A 20,254-nucleotide genomic window follows, 5' to 3' on the forward strand; every position below is an offset into this window, starting at 1 on the left:
AGGCCTAAACCAGCCCTTGATCCAGCATCGCGTCGGCTACGCGGCGAAAGCCCGCGATGTTCGAGCCTAGCACGAGGTTGCCCTCCGCGCCGAATTCCTTCGAGGTCTCGTAGCTGGTGCGAATATGTGGCGCATGATCTCGCGCAGCTTACTATCGACCTCCTCGAAGCTCCACGACGCCATCTGCGCGTTTTGCGCCATCTCAAGCCCGCTCGTAGCTACGCCGCCAGCATTCGCCGCTTTGGCAGGGCCGAAAAGAAAGTCTTTTTGCGCGAGCATAAAATCGATCGCCTCAAGCGTGCTTGGCATATTCGCGCCCTCGCAAACCATGCGACATCCGTTGGCATAGAGAGTCTTTACGTCTTGCAGATTAAGCTCATTTTGCGTAGCGCTCGGAAACGCGGCGTCGCACGGCACGCTCCACACGCCGTTACGGCCTGCGGGATAGGCGCTTACGGGGATAAATTTTGCGCCGGGGCGCTCCTTGATATATTCGCAAAGCCCCACGCGCAGCTGCTCTTTTAGCTTTTTAAGAAGCATTACATCGATTCCCTCGGCGTCATAGATAAAGCCCGTAGAATCGCTTACGGTGACGGGTTTTGCCTGCATCTGATATAGCTTTTCAGCTGTGTAGATCGCGACGTTGCCGGCGCCCGAGATCGTGCAAATTTTGCCGTGCAGCGAATCGCCTCTAGTAGCGAGCATCTCGTTTGCAAAATATACCGAGCCGTAACCCGTAGCCTCGGTGCGCGCGAGGCTGCCGCCCCAGCTTAGCCCCTTGCCCGTAAGCGCGCCGTCGAATCTGCGGGTGAGCTTTTTATACGCGCCGTACATATAACCGATCTCGCGGCCGCCCACGCCGATGTCACCCGCGGGCACGTCGGTATTAGAGCTGATTAGGCGGTGAAGCTCAAGCATAAAAGCTTGACAAAATCTCATAATCTCGCCGTCGCTCTTGCCCTTGGGATCGAAATTTGCGCCGCCTTTTGCGCCGCCGATATTAAGACCCGTGAGGGAATTTTTAAAAATTTGCTCAAATCCCAAGAATTTCAAAACGCCTAAATTTACGCTCGGATGAAAGCGCAGACCGCCTTTGTAAGGACCCAGAGCGGAGTTGAACTCTATGCGATATCCCGTATGCACGCAGGGCTCGCCGCCGTCGCTCATATAGACGACGCGAAACATCATCGTGCGCTCGGGCGCCAAAATGCGCTCTAAAATTTTATTTTTCACATACCTCTCATCGCGCTTTAGAAGCGGTATGAGCGAGTATAAAATTTCGGTCGATGCCTGGATAAAGACCTCCTGACCGGGATTGGCACGCTTTAAATTTAGCAGCAAGCCGTCGATGTAAGACTTCATAGTTCCTCCTTTTGAACCGGATTAAATTTTAATTTTTTGGCTTTGGCGATAAATTTTTTCAGCGCCAACTCCTCGCGGACGCCGATCTTATAGCCGATAAATTTCAGATAATTTAAAATTTCGCGCTCTTTTATGCCGCGCGAAAGGGCGTAGCTTTGCAGGATATATCTTGGAATTTTAATGCGCGAACGTAAAAATTTCGTCGCTAGGCGCGAGTAAGCCTTATCGTTTTTCACACAGCACAGCCGCCCAAAAACAAAGGGCAAGTCCGTGCGCTGCTGCCAAATTTCGCCCAAATCGTAGAATTTATCTCTGCCCTGCGAAAGCAGCGCCTTTAGAGCGTTATCGCCGATTAGCACCTCGCCGCTAAGATCCAGCACGCGAGCTAGCATATTTGAGCTCATCGACGCGGGATCGAGCCTGGGCGCCGAGTTTTTGCGCACGAGTACGCTTAAAACCTCGCGCTTTGCGACGATTCCTAGAGGCAGCTTGCGGTATTTTGCGCGGCGGCTTTCAATGCTGGAGATTACCGCGGCATCTATGCGCCTATAATAAAGATCGGCGCAGAGTTTGCTCGGCACCCCTTTTTTAAATTCTATCGATTTTTTAACATAAGACGGCAGCGGAAGGGATTTTAAAAATACGTGAAAAGGGAGCAAATTTAGATAATCGATTTTGCCTAATAACATAACTTTCTCCGAATTTAGCGCAGGAAAAGAGGGCTAAATTCCGGCGCTAAATCGGAATTTAACCAAAAATTTTAAAGTTTATTTGACCTCGGTGATCGGGATGGATTTGTATTTGCTAAACTCCACTATGCCCTCACCTTTTTTGAAGTGGATGCTCACTCCGTCTTTGTTCTCCATATAGATGCCGTCTGCGGCACGCTCGCGCTTGAGGTTGTAGCTTTTGCCGCTATCATCCTCTAGCACGGCGGTATTAAAATCGTCGTTTGAGCTAAGCGATAGCTTTTTGCCCTGCTCATCGACAAAATATAAGGTCTTTGCGTTCTCTTTAGTTATGGTTTTTTCGCTCTGTGCTTGCTTATTCATAGCGCTGTCCGGGGATTGGCGGAGCTGGTTTGAGCCGCATCCTAGCAAAACTAACGCCAAAGCGGCGCACGATAGAACTTTAAACATATTTTTCCTTTAAATTGAGGTTGCACTCGTTGATGAGTGATTTTCGGATATCCCAAAGCTTTTGAGAGAGATCCACTTTGTAGCTCTGCGGATGGACGTTGCGAAGGTGCTCGAGCCAAAATTTGCTCTTTTGCTCCTTGCTAAAACGCGCGATCTCGCTTACCGTGCGGCGCATGCCTACGAATTTGCCCTCCTTAAAAACGGGACGTAAGAGCTTATGCGCGCTGAAATTCGTTAAAATTTTACGCTTGTAGGTGTAAAGAGGGTGAAAAATTTCAAGCGGCGCGCTCTCGTCTATGCTCTCGCCCTCAAGCGTAATCAGATCGGCAAGCGCCATGCCGTTATCTTTGTCGTAGAGTCTAAAGACCTGCTTGTAGCCGGGGTTATTGATCTTGCGCGGATCGTTTGAAATTTTGATCTTAGCCACGATCTCGCCATCTTTTTCGATACCGCTTAGCTTATACACGCCGCCTAGGCTCGAACTGTCTCCGCCGGTAATAAGCCTCGTGCCGATCCCCCAGCTATCGATTTTAGCGTCGAAAAGCTTGAGCTGATCAATCGCGTATTCGTCCAGATCGTTAGATGCGGTGATCTTTGCGTTCTCAAAGCCTGCAGCGTCGAGCATCTTACGCGCCTGCTTGGTCAGATACTCCAGATCGCCCGAATCTATGCGGATTCCAAGCGGCTCATGACCGCTAGCGCGCAGCTCTTTAAAAATCGTAATCGCATTCGGCACGCCGCTTGCGAGAGTATCGTAGGTATCGACGAGCAAAAGCGTGCTGTTCGGATAAATTTTAGCGTAGGCGCGAAACGCCTCCAGCTCGCTATCAAAGCTCTGAATCCAAGAGTGCGAGTGGGTGCCGATCGCGGGCACGCCGAATTTCTTTGCGGCGAGCACGTTCGACGTAGCGCTGCAGCCGCCTATAATCGCAGCTTTTGCGCCGTAGATACCGGCGCTTTGCCCCTGAGCGCGGCGCAAGCCAAACTCCATCACCGAATCACCCTTAGCGCTAAAATTGATGCGCGAGCTTTTTGTAGCGATTAGAGTTTGAAAATTTATAGTATTTAAGATCGCAGTCTCGATGAGCTGCGCCTCCATGATATTTGCCTTGACGCGAATTAGCGGCTCGTGCGGAAATACGATCTGCCCCTCGTCCATGGCGTAAATTTCGCCACTAAATTTAAAGCCTCTTAGAAATTCCAAAAATTCCAGCTTAAATAAATTTAGACTTTTTAGATACGCGATGTCGTCGTCACTAAATTTTAAGTTTTCGATATAATCCACAACCTCGTTTAAGCCACAAAATATCGCGTAACCGCCGCCGCTTGGGTTTTTGCGATAAAAAACGTCAAAAACCGCCGTCTGATCGGGCTTTGTAAAAAAATAGCCCTGCATCATGCTAAGCTGATAAAAATCGGTAAGTAAAGCCAAATCTTTCATTTACGCCTCTTAAATTTAATCTCGCCTCGTGCAGGAGCAAAAAATCATAGCTTTTTAGCTTCCAGGCTCTTTTTATAAGCTGCAACGTCGAAGTCTTTGACGCGAGCGACGCCGTCATCTACCGCAGCTTTTGCGACCGCCGTCGAGATCACGGCAAACACGCGCGGATCGAAAGGATTTGGGATCACGTAGTCTTTGCCGAATTTTAAGCTATCCTTGCCCAGCATCTTGCGGATTTCCGCAGGAACCTCTTCGCGAGCAAGATCCGCCATCGCGCGAGCGGCCGCAATCTTCATATTTTCGGTAATCTTTTTGGCTCTTACGTCAAGCGCGCCACGGAAGATATACGGAAAGCCCAAAACGTTATTGATCTGATTTGCAAAGTCGCTTCTGCCGGTGCCTACGATCGCGTCGTTTCTTACTTCCTCGACCTCGCTTGGATAGATTTCCGGTACCGGATTTGCAAGCGCAAAAATGATCGGATGCGGCGCCATAGTCCTTACCATCTCTTTGGTTAAAACGCCCGGCTTGCTAAGGCCCAAAAACATATCCGCGCCCTTCATCGCGTCCTCTAGCGTGCGATCTGCGGTGTCTAGGGCAAATTCTTTCTTTTGCTCGGTAAGATCGGTGCGACCCTTGTGGATCACCCCTTTGGAATCGAGCATTATGATATGTTTGGCGCCTAAATTACGATACATCTTTGCACACGCTATGCCAGCAGCGCCCGAGCCGCTGACTACGATCTTCATATCCTCGATATTTTTGCCGCTGATAAGGGCTGCGTTGATTAGCCCTGCGCCCGTAATCATCGCGGTGCCGTGCTGATCGTCGTGCATGACGGGGATATCGACGGCTTTTTGCAGCTCGCGCTCTATCTCGAAGCACTCGGGAGCTTTGATATCCTCTAAATTTATACCGCCGAACGTAGGCGCTATCGCTTTGCAAATTTCAATTATCTTTTTAGGATCTTTTTCGTCGATCTCGATGTCAAATGCATCGACGCCGCCGAATTTTTTAAACAAAACCGCCTTGCCCTCCATTACGGGCTTTCCGGCGATTGCGCCGATATCACCAAGCCCTAAAACCGCCGTGCCGTTAGTGATAACAGCTACGAGATTGGCCTTATTCGTGTATTTAAACGCAGCCTCGTGATCACCTTCGATCACCTTGCAAGGCTCCGCGACGCCCGGCGTATATGCAAGCGCCAAATCCTCCGCCGTAGCGCACGGGGTTTTTACATTCGTTCCGATTTTACCGCCTATGTGGTACTTCAAAGCCGCTTCAACGTTTACTTTAGCCATTTTATAATCCTTTTTTGATTAAATTTGAAATTCTCGTTTTAACTTCGTCGCTTCCTAAAATTTCACAAATTTCAAAAATCGACGGACTTACGCTTCCCCCCGTGATCGCAACGCGCAGAGGCTGGGCAAGATCCTTTAGCTTGGCGCCGTTTGCGTCCAAAAATCCCATCGTCCTTTCCTCGCACTCCTTTGCATTTAAATTTGCGCTTAGAGTATCCGAAAATTTTGCGAGTAAGCTTAGCGAACTTTCGGTTACAAATTTCTTATACGCCTTCTCGTCGTAGCAGCTCGGGCGATTTAGAAGGATTTTAATGCCCTCGGCCATCTCCACTAGCGTCTTTGCGCGCTGTTTGTACTGCTGCGCGATGAGATGTTTTTTCGCGTGCGAGCGGATATCGACGCCGAATTCCACAAGCTGCGCGGCAAGCTCATCGTCGTCAGAGTTTTTAATATAATGCGCATTTAGCCACTCGAGCTTAGTTTGATTGAAGGTGCTAGAGCTCTTGCTGATATGGTTAGGATCAAAGTATCGCTTCATCTCCTCCATGCTAAAAATTTCATCATCCCCGTGGCTCCAGCCCAGGCGTACTAAAAAATTTAGCAGAGCTTGCGGCAGATAGCCCATGCGCTTATACTCCATCACGTCGGTAGCGCCGTGGCGTTTGCTTAGCTTGCTGCCGTCGGTGCCGTTGATCATCGCGACATGGTAAAATTTAGGGATTTTAAAGCCTAGCGCGTTATACAGCACGATCTGCTTCGGGGTGTTGCTTAGATGATCGTCGCCGCGGATCACGTCCGTGACGCCCATCAGCGCGTCGTCGATCACGACCGTGAAGTTATACGTAGGCGTGCCATCGGAACGCGCGATGATGAAATCGTCCAAAATATCGGCAGCGTTAAATTTTATCTCGCCCTTGATGCCGTCACTAAATTCTATCGTGCCGCTAAGCGGGGATTTGATGCGGATTACGGGCTCGATCCCAGCAGGCGGCGTGCCGGTAAAGTCGCGATAGCGGTTATCGTAGCGCGGGCGCTCTTTGCGAGCTTCCTGCTGCGCGCGCAGCTCATCCAGCTCGTCCTTACTCATATAGCATTTGTATGCCTTGCCCTCATCTAGCAGCTTTTGGACGTATTGTTTGTAAAGATCAAAGCGCGAGCTTTGATACACGATCTGCCCGTCATAGTCTAGATTGCACCACTTAAAAGCTTCCTCGATCGCCTTAGCAGCCTCCTGCGAATTGCGCTTCAGATCAGTGTCCTCGATACGCAGCAGGAATTTGCCGCCGTTTGCCCTAGCGTAAAGATAACTAAAAAGCGCCGTTCTAAGTCCGCCGATATGTAAATATCCCGTAGGACTCGGCGCAAAACGAGTTACTATCATAAAAATTCCTTTGCAAAAATTACCATTTAATGTTATAATCGCGATCTTGTAATTATAAAGCAAAAAGACTAAATAAAGGTTAAAAATGATAAAGAAACTGCTTTTTTCCGCAATGATCTGTGCTGTTTGTGCAAATGCCGAAGTAGTAAACGGCGTCATCGCCGTGGTAGATAATGAGCCCATCACCGGCTACGAACTAGCCAAAGTTCAGAAGCTAACGGGCGCTTCGCCGCAAGCTGCGATGGAAATTTTAATCGGGCAAAAGCTGCAACAATCCGAGATTAAACGCCGCGGCATCGCGGTAAATGACGCGGAGATCGACGCGAGGCTCAAAGCGATCGCTGATCAAAATAAGCTTAACTTAGACCAACTCAAAACCGCTGTGCAAAAGCAAGGCATGAACTACGATGACTTTAAAGCAAATGTCCGCCGTACACTGCTTGAAGAAAAGCTCTATGGCTCAATATTCGCAGACGTACAGCACCGCACGACCCCCGAAAATGTCAAAAAATTCTACAGCCAAAATAGTTCATTATTTACAACCTTCGATAGCATCACGCTAACCCGCTACATCGCAAAATCGCAAGCTCCGCTCGATAGGATCCGCACAAATCCGAAGCTCCGCCCAAGCGACGTGTATGTGATGAAGGGAACCCTCAAGGCCAATCAAATGGATGAGGGGCTCAAATACATCGTCACGAACGTCGAGCAGGGCAAATTTTCGCCGATAATCCCTACGCGCAATGGCTACGAGATGTTTTACGTAAACGACAAAAAGGGGCTTCGCACGCTTGATTTTGACAGCGTGCAAGAAAAGGCGATCGAAGGCTACGTGACCTCTGAGCGCAAAAAGGCGATCACCGAGTTCAACGACAGGCTCCGCTCAAACGCCAATATCCGCATTATCGAGCGTCCGCAAGCAAAATCGCAAGGCGCAAAAACCGCTCCAAAAGTTAAAGTGCAAAAAAGGCAGTAAATTTTAAAATCCGATGCCGTGCATTAATTTTATAGAATTTAACGCCGATAGCGCAAGGGCAAGCGCGCAGCTTATCCGCTCGCGCGTAAAATTTTGATAAAATTTAAAGGCTTCGTGGTGATAACAATCAAAAATTTTACCGAACTTAACAGTGATCCTAGAAGTAGCAGCATAAGCGCTGCAGACTTCGGCGCGAGCAAATTTTGCTCCCACATCGATGCCGCCTCAAAACTCGTCGCCGTTTGGAGCGATGAAACCGGCGGCGAGGAGCTAAATTTTAAAATTTACGACTTTGATCGCAAGCTTAAATTTAGCCTTCAAGAGCCGATCATCTACGCGAAATTCGAACCCCGCGCGGCTCAAATTTGGCTGGCGCGCCGCGACGGCGACGAGCAAATTTCGATTTTGATTTACGATTACGACGGAGGGTTAAAGTCGAATTTAGCTCTGCCCGATGAGCTTAGAAACTCGGACGTATGGATGGACGAGTTGCCGCAAATCGGCGGCATGGCGGTAGATCTCGGCGCGGGACAAGACGGCAGCAGATCGTTTTTGCTACGCGCGGACGGAAGCGAGCTAAATTTGACCGCCGAGCTCGAAGAGGGCTTTAGTTTTTTGTTTGCGACCGAAGGCAAAGGCGGCGAAAACGACGAGCTTGAACAAAAATACGCGCAGGATCACGAATGCAAGGACGAACAAAACAGCGAGCTAAAGCCCCAACAAAAACGCATGCAAGAACCCAAACAAGAGCGCGAAAATAATCAAAAATGCGAGCGAGCGAGCGAAGCAGTGCTTTTAAATTTTTACGAGGGGCAGATTGCTATCGTAAGCTATCCTGAACTAAAGCCTCTGCGTAAATTTAGCTTCCCCGATGAGCTCACGCTGGACGGCGAGACGCGGGAGTTTATGCTGGGCGGTATCGCGCCGATAAATGAAAAAATTTGGCTCGTGCGCGACGACGGCTACTTTCGCCACTATCTTTTTGACGCGATAGAATTTGAGTTCATAGCCGAGATCGCTCTGGCGGGCTTTGAGCCAAAAATCGACGGCGCGGGCGAGATAACGTCGCAAATTTGCGATATCGACTACCGCGAGGGCAAATTGATCTTCACTCACTACGAGCTAGCGGGCGAGGGCGAGCAAACGCACGAGATAAATAGCTATTTTGAGGCGGACGTCGCAGCGCTAGGGCAAATTTTTACTACAAAACGGACTCGCTCTCTTAAAATTTAATATTATCCGTTTTTATTGCATAGTTTAAAATATATATCTTTTATCTTTTCTGCTTGAAATATGTGTGGAATATCGTCCGTTACCAACAGTAGCGGCCAGCGTCCTACGACGCCGCCGACAATTAAATCCGTTTTGTAAAAAGTATTGTTCTTTAACCGATCCTCGTCAAGTATCTTTATCGGTAAAACACACGAAACTTCCCTATATTGCTCACACTCGGTACATAATTGACGGCGTACCAAGTTAGGGTTATTGCCGTAATCGTATCTTACCTCGATATTGCATTGTAGAAGATAAAAATTCTTTGAACGCGGAAGTTTGATAAATGATAATCCGCTTAAACTATATTTATTGTATATATCGACAAACCTTTGCGACACGACAGTCTCTCCGTCCCAACAAGAAGAATAATCGCATCTCTTTTTTAGCACAAATGTTTCCGCAGCCGCCATTGCCGCTTCATAGCGATTGACGATCAATTTACATTTAGAGCAAAATTTCAATAACTCTTTATTGTCGCCGTAAAAATAGGCATTGTTATCAACACCGCTTACTCTATAGTATCTCACTGCGCCTTTCCTCAAAAGCATTATTAATACAAAAATTTTAATCTTCGGCGATTTTTATTTACAAAAGCTTTTTTGCCGTATCTTTATCTGCAACTCCCTGTTAAATGCTTGAATTGCGGCATTTCTCGAAAGATTAACTTTTCGCAGCTATCGATAGCAGCGTCTTTGCCATTATCAAGCCATAAAAACTTTAGGTTTTTACATGTATGAATATCTGTTATATTTTTATATTCGTCCAGCAAATCAAAAGCTCTTTCAAAGAATAAAAAGCGCTATTGTATTACCACGATTCGCCATGCCTAAATTTCTTAATGATCCTACGCGTTAAATTTACTCGCGTTCCATTTAACCGTATCGCCTAAAAGTAAGTTAAAATTTTAAAATCTCATCGCGGTATGGTGCCGGCGGAAGGCTGCTCGTGCTATCTGCCGCTTAGATACTCCTGTAACGTTTTAACTTCAAGCGCGGATTGATCCTTTATCGAGCAGATTGAGCGCGTAGCCGCGATCGCCGCCTTCATCGTCGTAAAATACGGCAGTCTAAAGCGCAGCACGCTCTGGCGGATCTTCGCGGCATCGGTGGAGCTTGATTTGCTATCGCTAGTGTTGATGACGAGCGAAATTTCGCCATTTTTGAGCTTATCCTCGATATTTGGGCGGCCCTCGCTGATTTTATAGACAAACTCGCACTCCACGCCGTTTTCGCCCAGTAGCTTGTGAGTGCCGCTCGTAGCCGCGATACCGAAGCCCGCGCTAGTAAATGCGCGCGCAAGCTCTACGGCTCGCAGCTTGTCGTGATCGGCTAGCGACAAAAATACCTTGCCGCCGCTTGGAAGCGCGTTGTTCGCGCCGATTTGCGATTTAGCAAAGCTTTTGGCGAAGCTCTCGCCGATACCCATCACCTCGCCGGTGCTTTTCATCTCAGGCCCCAGGATCAGATCCGCGCCCGCAAGCTTGTTGAAAGGAAAGACGCTCTCTTTGACGCAGATATGATTTTTAATACGCGGCTTTAAAATTCCCTTCTCTTCGACTAGCACGCCGAACTCGTCGTAAAATTTCAAAGCCTCGCGCAGACCCCCTTGCCACATTACGCGAGTAGCGACCTTAGCCATCGGAATTCCCGTCGCCTTGCTTACAAACGGCACGGTGCGGCTCGCGCGCGGATTTACCTCGATGATGTAAAGCTCGTTTTCAAAAATCGCGAATTGAATGTTCATAAGCCCTACGACGCCAAGATTTAGCGCGATCTCTTTGGTTTGGCGACTTACCAGATCGATCATCTCCGCACTTAGGCTAAGCGGCGGCAAAATGCTCGCGCTATCGCCGCTGTGGATACCCGCTTCTTCGATATGCTCCATTATTGCGCCGATATATACGTCGCGCCCATCGCAGATCGCATCGACGTCAAGCTCTGTCGCGTCAAGTAAAAATTTATCTATCAGCACCGGCGAGTGATCGCTCACGCGCACCGCCTCGCTCATATACTGCCTAAGCTCGGCTTCGCTATGCACGCGCCGCATCGCGCGACCCCCGAGCACATAGCTAGGGCGCACGAGCACCGGATAGCCGATAGCAGCAGCCTTTTCAATTGCTTCGGCTTCGCTTATGGCGGTATCGTTTTTCGGCTGCTTAACGCCGATACTTGCGATAAACTCGCTAAATTTTTTGCGATCCTCCGCTACGTCTATCGTGCGCGCGCTCGTGCCGATGATCTTGGCTCCCACGGTGCTTAGGCGCTTGGCGAGCTTTAGTGGCGTTTGGCCGCCGAAATGCACGATCACGCCGTCGGGGCTTTCAGCCTCGATGACCGCTCTAACGTGCTCGAAATCGATCGGCTCGAAGTATAAAATATCGCTCGTGTCGTAGTCGGTGCTGACGGTTTCGGGGTTGCAGTTATACATTATCGTGGTGATGCCCATATCGCGTAGCGCGTAGCTAGCGTGCACGCAGCAGTAGTCAAACTCGATACCCTGCCCGATGCGGTTCGGACCGCCGCCGATGATGAGGACCTTTTTATTATCTTTTGAAATTTTACGGCTTGCGATAGCAGGCGTTATGTTGGTGCTGGAGTACAGATACGGAGTAAGCGCCGCAAACTCGCCCGCACAGGTATCTACTTCGTTGTATTCAAGGCCGATGCCCTGTCTGGCGCAGGCAAAATGGATATCGTTTTGCGTAAGGCCCAGATTGTCCTTTTTGTTGATCAAATTTGCGATCATCTTATCGCTAAAGCCCCAGCTCTTGGCCTGTCTTAGAAGCGCCGCGTCGTTGATGATCTCCATATCGATGCGCTCTTCAAATTTTACGATCTGCTCGATCTGGCTCAAAAACCAGCGGTCGATCTTGCTAAGCTCGTAAATTTGATCCACGCTCATGCCCGCTCTAAAGCCCTGGGCGATGTATAAAATTCTATCTTGCTGCGCGTTGCGAAGCCCGAAAATCAGATCCTTTTCGCTTAAATTTAATTCCACGAAGCCGAAGTAGCCCTTCTCCAGCGAACACAGCGCCTTTTGAATGCTCTCTTTAAAGCTGCGCCCGATCGCCATCACCTCGCCGATACTCTTCATCGCAGTGCCGAGATACGGGTTTGCGCCGGGGAATTTTTCAAACGCAAAGCGCGGAATTTTAGTCACGATATAATCGATCACCGGCTCAAAGCTCGCAGGCGTGCCAGTGATATCGTTTTTAATCTCATCCAGGCTAAAGCCCACAGCTAACATCGTAGCGACCTTGGCGATCGGATAGCCCGTGGCTTTAGACGCGAGAGCCGAGCTGCGGCTTACGCGCGGGTTCATCTCGATGACGATCATGCGACCAGTTTGCGGATTTACCGCAAACTGCACGTTTGAGCCGCCCGTATCCACGCCGATCTCGCGTAAAATTTTAAAGCTTGCGTCGCGCATCGCCTGGTATTCTTTATCGGTAAGTGTAAGAGCGGGCGCAACCGTGATGCTATCGCCCGTATGCACCCCCATCGGGTCGAAATTTTCGATCGAACAGACGATGATGCAGTTGTCCTTATGATCGCGGATCACCTCCATTTCGAACTCTTTCCATCCAAGCAGGCTCTCTTCGATCAAAATTTCATTTATTGGGCTCACGTCTAGCCCGTTTTGCGCGACCTCTTTAAACTCGTCGATATTGTACGCTACGCCGCTACCTGCGCCGCCCAGGGTGTAGCTAGCGCGGATAATGAGCGGAAAGCCGATCTCATTTGCAGCAGCCATCGCCTCTTCGATATTGTAGGCGTATTTGGATTTGGGCAGATCCATTCCGATCTTAATCATCGCCTCTTTAAATTTCACCCTATCCTCGCCCTTTTTGATCGCTTCAGGCTTGGCGCCTAGAAATTTTACCCCCCCTAGCTCGCCGCTTTCGTAAGCCTCCATCGCGACGTTTAGCGCGACCTGTCCGCCCATCGTAGGCAGGATCGCATCGACGCCCTCGCGCTTTATGATACGCAAAATGCTCTCTTTGGTGATCGGCTCGATATAGGTGGCGTCGGCAAAATCGGGATCGGTCATAATGGTAGCGGGGTTTGAGTTTATTAGCACTACGCGGTATCCGAGGCTCTTTAGCGTCTTAGCCGCCTGCGTGCCGCTGTAATCGAACTCGCACGCCTGGCCGATTACGATCGGACCACTGCCGATCAGTAAAATCGTCTTAATATCATCTCTTTTGGGCATCAATTTTCCTTTGTAACGACATACAAAAACGCCGGCATCTCGGAGCTCACGTAGGGCTCTACGACGGCGCTTTTGTATAGCTTTCCGTTTTGAATCTCTTTAACCTTTCCTACCGGCACGCCGGCAAAAAAAATCCCGTCCTTGCCGCTGGTAAGCACCTCATCGCCTACCTTGGGATCGAGCCACTGCGGGATGTATCTAACCACGAGCTCGTTATTTTCGCCGCCTGCGACGCCAGGAATTTGAGCATCTCCTATGAAAACGGAGAAATTGCTCTTTTCGTCGCGCTGTAAGATCGCAAGCGGGCGCCCGTCTTTATTTACTAAAATCCCTGCGGTCTTGCCCTCACTGATGAGACCGTAAATTTTGTTTGGGTTAAAATTTTCAAAATTTACGAAGAATTTATTGTAGTCGTTTAAATTTGCATAGCTCAGCGCCTTTACGAGCTGGACTTTGGGCTCATAAATGGAGCTATTTTTATCGATCAAAATTTTATTCAGCTCGCCCGCGAACGTACTAAGCAGCATCGCCGATTTTTTTAGCTCGGCGTTTTCTTCTCGTAGAGCTTTGATCGTCTCTGCCTGGTTAAAATGCTCGTTCACAGCGCTTTTTACCCGATCACTCACGCCGTAATAAACCTCTAAAATTCCTCCTGCAAATCCGATAAATTTGCCGTGGATATACGAGCCGAACGTAAGCGAAACGGCTACCAGCAAAACCGCGACGAGGAGGAGTTTGAGATTAGTCATTTGCCGCTTGTTTTAGCGATTTGATCTCTTCTAGGGCTTTTCCCGTGCCGTTTGCGACGCAAAGCAGCGGCTCGTCCGCGACGAAAACCGGAAGCTTTACGGTGTCGCTTAGATACTTATCTAATCCGCGAATGAGCGCGCCGCCGCCCGTTAGCACGACGCCGTTTTCGACGATGTCGGCGGCAACTTCGGGCTGAATGCTCTCTAGCACAAATTTCAGCGCATCGGCGATCTCTCTGATCGAGTCTTTGATCGCCTCTCTAACGTCCTCGCTCGTAAGATCGACCGAGCTTAAAAGCCCGCTAATTTGGTCTTTTCCTTTGACCGTGTAGGTAAGATCTTTTTGCTGCTGCACCGCCGTACCGATCTTGATCTTAATCTCCTCGGCCGCTCGCTCCGAAATAAGCAGGCTATATTTTTCCTTGACGTAATTAACGATGCTAGCGTCGATCTTATCGCCCGCGACGCGAACGGATTTGGCGCTGATGATACCGCCTAAAGAGATGACGCCGATCTCGGTGGTACCGCCGCCGATATCCACGACCAACGAGCCACGCGCTTCATTTACGGGAAGGCCTGCACCGATTGCCGCAGCCATCGGCTCTTCGATTAGATAAACCTCGCGCGCGCCCGCTATCATCGCGCTTTCGCGCACGGCTTTACGCTCGACCTGAGTTAGCCCGTAAGGAACCGAGATGATGATGCGCGGGCTTACGAAAAAGCGGCGCTTGTGGGTCTTTTCGATGAAATACCTAATCATCTTCTCCGTCATATCAAAATCCGCAATAACGCCGTCCTTCATCGGGCGCACCGCTTCGATATCGCCCGGAGTGCGTCCGAGCATCTCTTTAGCCTCGGCACCCACGGCGATGATCCTTTGCTTGCCGTAGCGTTCGTTTTGCACCGCTACGACGCTCGGTTCGTTGATGATGATGCCTTTATCTTTTAGCAGCACAAGCGTGTTTGCCGTGCCTAGATCGATGCCCATATCCCTAGAAAATAATCCTAGAATCGAATCAAGTAACATTTATCCCCTTTATGCAGTTAAATTTTGTTTTACAAGTATCGGCTTGGAGACGCCGTCTACGACCTCTTTGGAGATGATGACGTCATAGCCCTTAAGCTCAGGCAGATCAAACATAATATCGATCATGATCTCCTCAATTATGCTGCGAAGCCCGCGCGCACCGGTTTTGCGCTTGATCGCAAGGCTCGCGACCTCCCTTAGCGCGTCGTCGTCAAATTTTAAATTTGCGCCGTCTATCGCAAAGAGCTTTTGATATTGCTTTAAGATCGCGTTTTTCGGCTCGGTTAAAATTCTAACCATCGCCTTTTCGTCGATCTCATTTAGCGTAGCCACTACGTGCAATCGCCCGATGAGCTCGGGGATTATGCCGTAATGCACCAGATCGTCGGCCTCGACAATGTTTAGTAAATTTAGGCTCTCTTTTTTACTGCGCTTGGTTTGATTAAACCCGAGTACATTATGCCCGATGCGGCGGTTGATGATCTCGTTTAGCCCGTCGAACGCGCCGCCGCAGACGAACAAAATATTGGTCGTATCGATCTGGATGAAGTCTTGATTTGGATGCTTGCGACCGCCCTTTGGAGGGATATTAACGACGCTTCCTTCGATGATCTTAAGAAGCGCTTGCTGCACCCCCTCGCCGCTTACGTCGCGCGTGATGCTGCGGTTTTCGCTCATTCGCGCGATCTTATCGATCTCATCTACGAATACGATACCGCGCTGCGCCTTTTCTACGTCGCCATCCGCGGCCTGTAAAAGGCGGGTGAGGATATTTTCTACGTCCTCGCCGACGTAGCCCGCTTCCGTTAGGCTCGTAGCATCGCTAATGGCGATCGGCACATCCAAAAATTTCGCCAAAGTCTGCGCCATAAGCGTTTTGCCGCTGCCGGTAGGTCCGATGAGCAAGATATTTGATTTTGAAATTTCGGTATCGTCGCCCTTCGCATCGGTCTGCCTGAAAATTCTTTTATAGTGGTTGTAAACGCCGACGCTAAAAATTTTCTTAGCGCGCTCCTGACCGATGACGTAGCGGTTTAGAACCTCCATCAACGCCTTTGGCTTGATAGCCTCGAAATCGATCTCTTTATTTTGATTTTGTATCGCCTCATTTTGACCTTCGCTGCCGTGGATAGCGGCGTATGCCATATCGATACAATAGCTGCAGATAGCCGCCGTACCGTCGTCGTTAGGATAGATACGACGCCCGTCCGCGCCCGTCTCACCGCAAAAACTGCACTTATTTGCCATTAAATTTTACCTTTATCTAGCGGAATTCCGCGTTTTGTGTTGATTATAAACTCGCACATCTTGCGCACGTTTTGATCGCTCGTCTCGTTTAATAAAATTTGCGCCTGCTCCTTTAAGCCCTTGCCTTGGTTGAATAAAAATTTATACGCCCGATTTATCGTCTCGACCGTCTCTTTATCGAAGCGGCGGCGGATGCCCGTTAAATTTAGCCCGCGAATATAGGCGCGGTTGCCCTCGGCTAGACAAAACGGCACCACGTCCTGACTAAGCGCGCTAGCCCCTGCGATCATGCAGCTCTCGCCGATTTGGACGAACTGATGCACGGGGGTAAGCCCGCCGATAACGGCATAATCGCCCATTAAGACGTGGCCTGCGAGCGTAGCGTTGTTGGCTAGGATTATGTTGCTGCCCAGCACGCAATCGTGCGCGATGTGGCAATACGCCATCATAAATAGATTATCGCCGATGCGCGTAAATCCGTCGCCCTTATGCGAGCCCGAGCTAATCGTGCAAAACTCGTGAATCGTAGCATTTTTGCCGATGATTAGCCCCGTGCGCTCGCCCTCTTCAAAGCTCATATCCTGCGGAATTTCGCCCACGATCGCGTATGAAAAAATTTTAGAGTTCTCGCCGATTTGCGTATCGCCGATGATGCGCGCGCCCTGCTTGATCGTGCAGCCGTCGCCGATTTTAGACTGCGCGCTTATGAAAGCATACGGCTCGATCACAACCTCGGCTCCGATCTGCGCGCCGTCCTCGATGATCGCCGTGTGGTGAACTTTAGCCATCATTTATCCATTATCATCGCTTGAAGTTCAGCCTGTGCAGCCAGTGTGGCGCCGTCGTTGATGTAAGCTTCGCCCTTTAGCACCCAGATGCGTCCGCGATGTTTGATTACGCTGATGCGATATTCAAGCTTGTCGCCGGGGCGAACCGGGCTTCTAAATTTAGCGTTGTCGATACTCATAAAATACACGACCTTGTCGCTTAGATCGACGCCGTCTTTCTCCATACTCTTAAACGCCAGCACGCCGCCTGCCTGCGCTAAGCCCTCGATGATCATGACGCCCGGATAGATCGGATGCCCCGGAAAGTGGCCCTGAAAGATCTGCTCGTTGTAGGTTACGTTTTTATAGGCCTTGATGCTTTCGCCTATACTGAGCTCTTCGACGCGATCTATCAGCAAAAACGGGAAGCGATGAGGTAGGATGGAGAGAATTTCGTTTATGTCTATCATTATCTGCCTTTATTTAAAAATCTTGCAATTTTATCAAATTCTTACTAAAATTTCCCTAACGTCTAAAAATATGCGCGAGAGCCCGTAAATTTGAACTTTGGCGGCTCTTATCTCGTCCGTGACGATGATCGGCGAGAGCGAGCCCGCAGCGCACAGCGCGGCACGAGCTTTATTTTGACGCGCAAGACTCGGCGGATTTTTTAACATTTCGGATACGCTTTTGAAATTTGATCTTGAAATTTCGTTAAATTTCGCCAGGCTTAAAATTTTAATCTCGCCTTTGTCGCTGCAAAAAATTTCGCACTTCCGCTCTATGCTAAACTTCACGTTTTCGCGCGTAAAATGCGAGCCAAATAGCACAAACGAGGGCACTACACGCCCGTCAAATTTAATCCATGCACAGAGCAGGCGGTAGTTTAAAAACCGATCGCGCAGCACGCTAAATTTAACTCCTTTTCTTTCAAGCGCACAAAGCTTTTTGTAAAATTTCAACTTCTCCTCTACCGAAGCGGGCAGGATTTGCCGATCGATCGGCGACATTAGTTCGTAAATTTCGGCACCTTGGGCTAAATTTCGCTTCAAATCCGCCGTCAAACTTCCGCCGAAATCCCGCTCAGCCTTTCGCTGATCATCCCGCTGCGACGCAAGCGCGTAGATGCAGCCGCAGTAGTTTTGATGATAGAGCGCGTCTTTTTTCGCAAGCGCAAACTGCTCGTTCGTGCCGCCGTTTTTGCGAAAATCGGGCGCGATAAACTCTAGCCCGTAGCGCTCACAAATGCGCCGTAGCGAGACACAAAGCTGAGCGTGCGATTTTTTGGGGCTCATAAGAAGAGTCGTAGTGATTTTGCGCTCGCCCAAACTTAGCGCGAACTCGGCCGTTTTTTGCATGCGAAAATCAAAGCAAAACTCGCAGCGCGCGCCTTTTTCGGGCTCGTTTTCAAGCCCGCGCGCACCCTGTAGCCAGCCCTGAAAATCATACTCGCCCGGGATAAATTTAATCCCTAAATTTTCGCAAACCCGCTTTGAGTCGTGCATTCTAAGAACGTATTCGCCGTAGGGATGGATATTTGGATCGTAAAAATAGCCTATTAGCGGCTCTTGCGTGAGCTCTTTCAAGCGGCGTAAAAAATAATCGCAATCGACCGAGCAGCAGATGTGAACCAGCAAATTTTAACCCTTTGCACGAAATTTTTGGATATAATTTTACGCTATCAAAATTAATGAGCGGAAAAATGAAAAATTTTTTTATAAAACACTGGCGTAAGTTTGCTTGCGGCGTAGGTGGATTTGCGCTGTTTTACGTGCTTGCGGGCTTTTTCGGCGTGCCGCTTTTTATCGAAAAGGCGCTGCCTAAAATTTTAGAAGGCAGAGCAAAATTTAGCGTGCAGGACGCTAAATTTAACCCCTTTACCTACGAGCTAAACGCCACAAAGCCGGAGCTTAGCACTTTTAAGCCGCTGTTTAGCGCCGATGAGATAAATCTAAAAATCGGTTTTTCAAAGCTTTTTAAAAAGACTCTCGCGGTAGAAATTTTGCATCTTAAATCGCCTAAATTTCACGTCGAACGCGAGCAAAACGGCACCTTCAATTTCGAGCCGCTAATCTCGGAGCAAAAGAGCGAAAGCAAGGATGAAAACTCGAGCTTCAACGTCACGCTGAATAATTTTAAGATCGAGCGCGGCTCTCTGGGCTACGTCGATAACTCCCTAAAAAGGCCGTTTTCGCTCATCTCAACCGAGCTAAATTATGAGATCAACGGCTTAAGCTTAAAGGACGAAACGATCGGCGAGCACGATCTAAGCGCCGTTTCGCGCACATACGACTCGTTAAGCTTCGATGGAGCGATCGATCTAGCGCCTCTGCGGTTGCATGGCAAAATAGATCTTAAACGGCTAAAAATCGATCCATTTTGGCTATCATACCTCGATCCTAGCGGCGTGCGGCTTAAAAACGGCTTTCTTTCCGCCACGCTGAATTACCGATTGAGCCTTGATGAAAATATAAAATTTACGCTTGAAAACTCAAAGCTCGAGCTGCAAAGCCTAGAAATTTTGCAAGATCAAAGCTTAATTTCGCTTGGTTCGCTAAAAATCCCGAGCTTTAGCCTAAATACGGACGTTTCGGATGAAATTTCAGGCGCAGTAGCGATCCCGCAGGTGCTGCTTTCGGATGCAAAATACGATATGAACGAAACTAAAATTTCCACGGGCTTTGAGGGCGCGCGGGTCGCGGATTTTGCGCTGGATTTTAATAAAACGGGGGCAAACTTGCGGCTAAACTCCGCCGTAAAAAGCGTAGATCTAAACCGCTCAAGCTTTGCAAACCCGCTAATTTCGGCCGTTTCAAACGACACTAAAATCACGGAAAATTTCTTAAAATTTAACGCCGAAGGTAACAATACGGCCCTTCATACGGGCTTTGGCGCCTTTAATATCGCTGATACGCAGATTACGCTAGCGCGCAGCGATAAAATTTCACTCGCCGCAACCGAGCTGGGCGCATTTAGCTACGACAAAGAGGGTGCGCAAAACGGCGCAAGTCTAAAATTTGCTAAAATTTCAAACTCCAAAATCGCAAATAAAAACGGAATTTTTAGCGGATTTGAAAGCTTCGGCGTGCAGGGAGTGAAATTTAACGTCGCGGATCTAAATCTCGGCGTGGATAAAATTTTGCTAAACGCGCCGTTTTTCAACTCGGAGGTGGACGCTGGCGGCGCCAAAAGCATAAACGATCTGGCGATTTTAAGCGCGATCTCTAAAAATCCCGCAAGCCCCAAAAAAACGGCGAGTTCTAACGCCGTAAGCCAAGCGGATGCAAATTCTACGGCAAGCGGCACAAATTTAAATTCTAAAAAGCCCTCCAAAAGCCCCGCTTTAAAATTTAAGATCGGCGAGGCCTCCATAACG

Annotated in this window: 16 protein-coding genes and 1 pseudogene; 3 read left to right on the forward strand and 14 right to left on the reverse strand. The window is 49.1% G+C overall.

The features are described from left to right. Nucleotides 1-4: 4 nt before the first annotated feature. From gdhA to gltX, 6 genes and pseudogenes are all read right to left on the reverse strand, one after another. Nucleotides 5-1,362 (reverse strand): annotated as a pseudogene (gene gdhA, locus Q0340_RS09930) (NADP-specific glutamate dehydrogenase). Further along, nucleotides 1,359-2,051 carry an MqnA/MqnD/SBP family protein gene (locus Q0340_RS09935; protein WP_298083173.1) on the reverse strand — a complete coding sequence of 231 codons (693 nt, stop codon included), beginning with the start codon at nucleotides 2,049-2,051 and terminating at the stop codon, nucleotides 1,359-1,361. The pseudogene gdhA and the gene Q0340_RS09935 overlap by 4 nt, the downstream one beginning before the upstream one ends. Before the next feature lie 78 nt (nucleotides 2,052-2,129). Continuing rightward, nucleotides 2,130-2,501 carry a hypothetical protein gene (locus Q0340_RS09940; protein ID WP_298083174.1) on the reverse strand — a complete coding sequence of 124 codons (372 nt, stop codon included), beginning with the start codon at nucleotides 2,499-2,501 and terminating at the stop codon, nucleotides 2,130-2,132. Further along, nucleotides 2,494-3,942: a nicotinate phosphoribosyltransferase gene (locus tag Q0340_RS09945; RefSeq protein ID WP_298083175.1), complete on the reverse strand. Its 1,449-nt coding sequence runs from the start codon at nucleotides 3,940-3,942 to the stop codon at nucleotides 2,494-2,496. Before Q0340_RS09945 ends, Q0340_RS09940 begins: the two co-directional genes overlap by 8 nt. Nucleotides 3,943-3,986: 44 nt before the next feature. Further along, a complete protein-coding gene (locus tag Q0340_RS09950) occupies nucleotides 3,987-5,243 on the reverse strand; it encodes a malic enzyme-like NAD(P)-binding protein (RefSeq protein WP_298083176.1) in 1,257 nt (418 codons plus the stop codon). A gap of 1 nt (nucleotide 5,244) precedes the next feature. Beyond that, the gene (gene gltX / locus Q0340_RS09955) at nucleotides 5,245-6,624 is read right to left on the reverse strand and encodes a glutamate--tRNA ligase (protein ID WP_298083177.1); all 1,380 of its coding nucleotides are present in this window, start codon (nucleotides 6,622-6,624) and stop codon (nucleotides 5,245-5,247) included. An 85-nt stretch (nucleotides 6,625-6,709) separates the two neighbouring features. Here gltX and Q0340_RS09960 point away from each other — a divergent pair, with 85 nt between their 5' ends. Next, on the forward strand, nucleotides 6,710-7,600 hold the full coding sequence (locus Q0340_RS09960; RefSeq protein WP_298083178.1) for a peptidylprolyl isomerase: 891 nt from the start codon (nucleotides 6,710-6,712) through the stop codon (nucleotides 7,598-7,600). A 117-nt stretch (nucleotides 7,601-7,717) separates the two neighbouring features. After that, a complete protein-coding gene (locus Q0340_RS09965) occupies nucleotides 7,718-8,833 on the forward strand; it encodes a hypothetical protein (RefSeq protein WP_298083179.1) in 1,116 nt (371 codons plus the stop codon). 2 nt (nucleotides 8,834-8,835) lie between these two features. Here the strand turns inward: Q0340_RS09965 and Q0340_RS09970 are convergent, their stop codons facing one another. From Q0340_RS09970 to Q0340_RS10005, 8 genes are all read right to left on the reverse strand, one after another. Continuing rightward, complete coding sequence (locus Q0340_RS09970; RefSeq protein WP_298083180.1) at nucleotides 8,836-9,402, reverse strand: hypothetical protein; 567 nt, start codon at nucleotides 9,400-9,402, stop codon at nucleotides 8,836-8,838. 421 nt (nucleotides 9,403-9,823) lie between these two features. Beyond that, nucleotides 9,824-13,087, reverse strand: coding sequence for a carbamoyl-phosphate synthase large subunit (gene carB, locus Q0340_RS09975; RefSeq protein ID WP_298083181.1), 3,264 nt, complete (start codon nucleotides 13,085-13,087; stop codon nucleotides 9,824-9,826). Continuing rightward, on the reverse strand, nucleotides 13,087-13,836 hold the full coding sequence (gene mreC, locus Q0340_RS09980; RefSeq protein WP_298083182.1) for a rod shape-determining protein MreC: 750 nt from the start codon (nucleotides 13,834-13,836) through the stop codon (nucleotides 13,087-13,089). Before mreC ends, carB begins: the two co-directional genes overlap by 1 nt. Further along, entirely contained in the window at nucleotides 13,829-14,863 is a 1,035-nt protein-coding gene (locus Q0340_RS09985) for a rod shape-determining protein (RefSeq protein WP_005869818.1), read from the reverse strand. Before Q0340_RS09985 ends, mreC begins: the two co-directional genes overlap by 8 nt. Before the next feature lie 9 nt (nucleotides 14,864-14,872). Then, nucleotides 14,873-16,111 carry an ATP-dependent protease ATP-binding subunit ClpX gene (gene clpX / locus Q0340_RS09990; RefSeq protein ID WP_298083183.1) on the reverse strand — a complete coding sequence of 413 codons (1,239 nt, stop codon included), beginning with the start codon at nucleotides 16,109-16,111 and terminating at the stop codon, nucleotides 14,873-14,875. Continuing rightward, complete coding sequence (gene lpxA, locus Q0340_RS09995; protein ID WP_298083184.1) at nucleotides 16,111-16,899, reverse strand: acyl-ACP--UDP-N-acetylglucosamine O-acyltransferase; 789 nt, start codon at nucleotides 16,897-16,899, stop codon at nucleotides 16,111-16,113. Before lpxA ends, clpX begins: the two co-directional genes overlap by 1 nt. Then, a complete protein-coding gene (gene fabZ, locus Q0340_RS10000; RefSeq protein ID WP_291938488.1) occupies nucleotides 16,899-17,348 on the reverse strand; it encodes a 3-hydroxyacyl-ACP dehydratase FabZ in 450 nt (149 codons plus the stop codon). The genes lpxA and fabZ overlap by 1 nt, the downstream gene beginning before the upstream one ends. Before the next feature lie 33 nt (nucleotides 17,349-17,381). Further along, nucleotides 17,382-18,515, reverse strand: coding sequence for an epoxyqueuosine reductase QueH (locus Q0340_RS10005; RefSeq protein ID WP_298083185.1), 1,134 nt, complete (start codon nucleotides 18,513-18,515; stop codon nucleotides 17,382-17,384). A 65-nt stretch (nucleotides 18,516-18,580) separates the two neighbouring features. Here Q0340_RS10005 and Q0340_RS10010 point away from each other — a divergent pair. Then, nucleotides 18,581-20,254, forward strand: a 1,674-nt coding sequence (locus tag Q0340_RS10010) for a DUF748 domain-containing protein (protein ID WP_298083186.1), incomplete at its 3' end; no start/stop codon positions are given.

The sequence above is a fragment of the uncultured Campylobacter sp. genome (genome assembly GCF_938045595.1).
Taxonomy (GTDB): domain Bacteria; phylum Campylobacterota; class Campylobacteria; order Campylobacterales; family Campylobacteraceae; genus Campylobacter_B.

What these genes read in the sequence shown, in the direction of transcription:
- Q0340_RS09935 (WP_298083173.1), bottom strand. Translation starts at nt 2,051, where the DNA reads ATGTTATTAGGCAAAATCGATTATCTAAATTTGCTCCCTTTTCACGTA.
- Q0340_RS09940 (WP_298083174.1), bottom strand. Translation starts at nt 2,501, where the DNA reads ATGTTTAAAGTTCTATCGTGCGCCGCTTTGGCGTTAGTTTTGCTAGGA.
- Q0340_RS09945 (WP_298083175.1), bottom strand. Translation starts at nt 3,942, where the DNA reads ATGAAAGATTTGGCTTTACTTACCGATTTTTATCAGCTTAGCATGATG.
- Q0340_RS09950 (WP_298083176.1), bottom strand. Translation starts at nt 5,243, where the DNA reads ATGGCTAAAGTAAACGTTGAAGCGGCTTTGAAGTACCACATAGGCGGT.
- gltX (WP_298083177.1), bottom strand. Translation starts at nt 6,624, where the DNA reads ATGATAGTAACTCGTTTTGCGCCGAGTCCTACGGGATATTTACATATC.
- Q0340_RS09960 (WP_298083178.1), top strand. Translation starts at nt 6,710, where the DNA reads ATGATAAAGAAACTGCTTTTTTCCGCAATGATCTGTGCTGTTTGTGCA.
- carB (WP_298083181.1), bottom strand. Translation starts at nt 13,087, where the DNA reads ATGCCCAAAAGAGATGATATTAAGACGATTTTACTGATCGGCAGTGGT.
- mreC (WP_298083182.1), bottom strand. Translation starts at nt 13,836, where the DNA reads ATGACTAATCTCAAACTCCTCCTCGTCGCGGTTTTGCTGGTAGCCGTT.
- Q0340_RS09985 (WP_005869818.1), bottom strand. Translation starts at nt 14,863, where the DNA reads ATGTTACTTGATTCGATTCTAGGATTATTTTCTAGGGATATGGGCATC.
- clpX (WP_298083183.1), bottom strand. Translation starts at nt 16,111, where the DNA reads ATGGCAAATAAGTGCAGTTTTTGCGGTGAGACGGGCGCGGACGGGCGT.
- lpxA (WP_298083184.1), bottom strand. Translation starts at nt 16,899, where the DNA reads ATGGCTAAAGTTCACCACACGGCGATCATCGAGGACGGCGCGCAGATC.
- fabZ (WP_291938488.1), bottom strand. Translation starts at nt 17,348, where the DNA reads ATGATAGACATAAACGAAATTCTCTCCATCCTACCTCATCGCTTCCCG.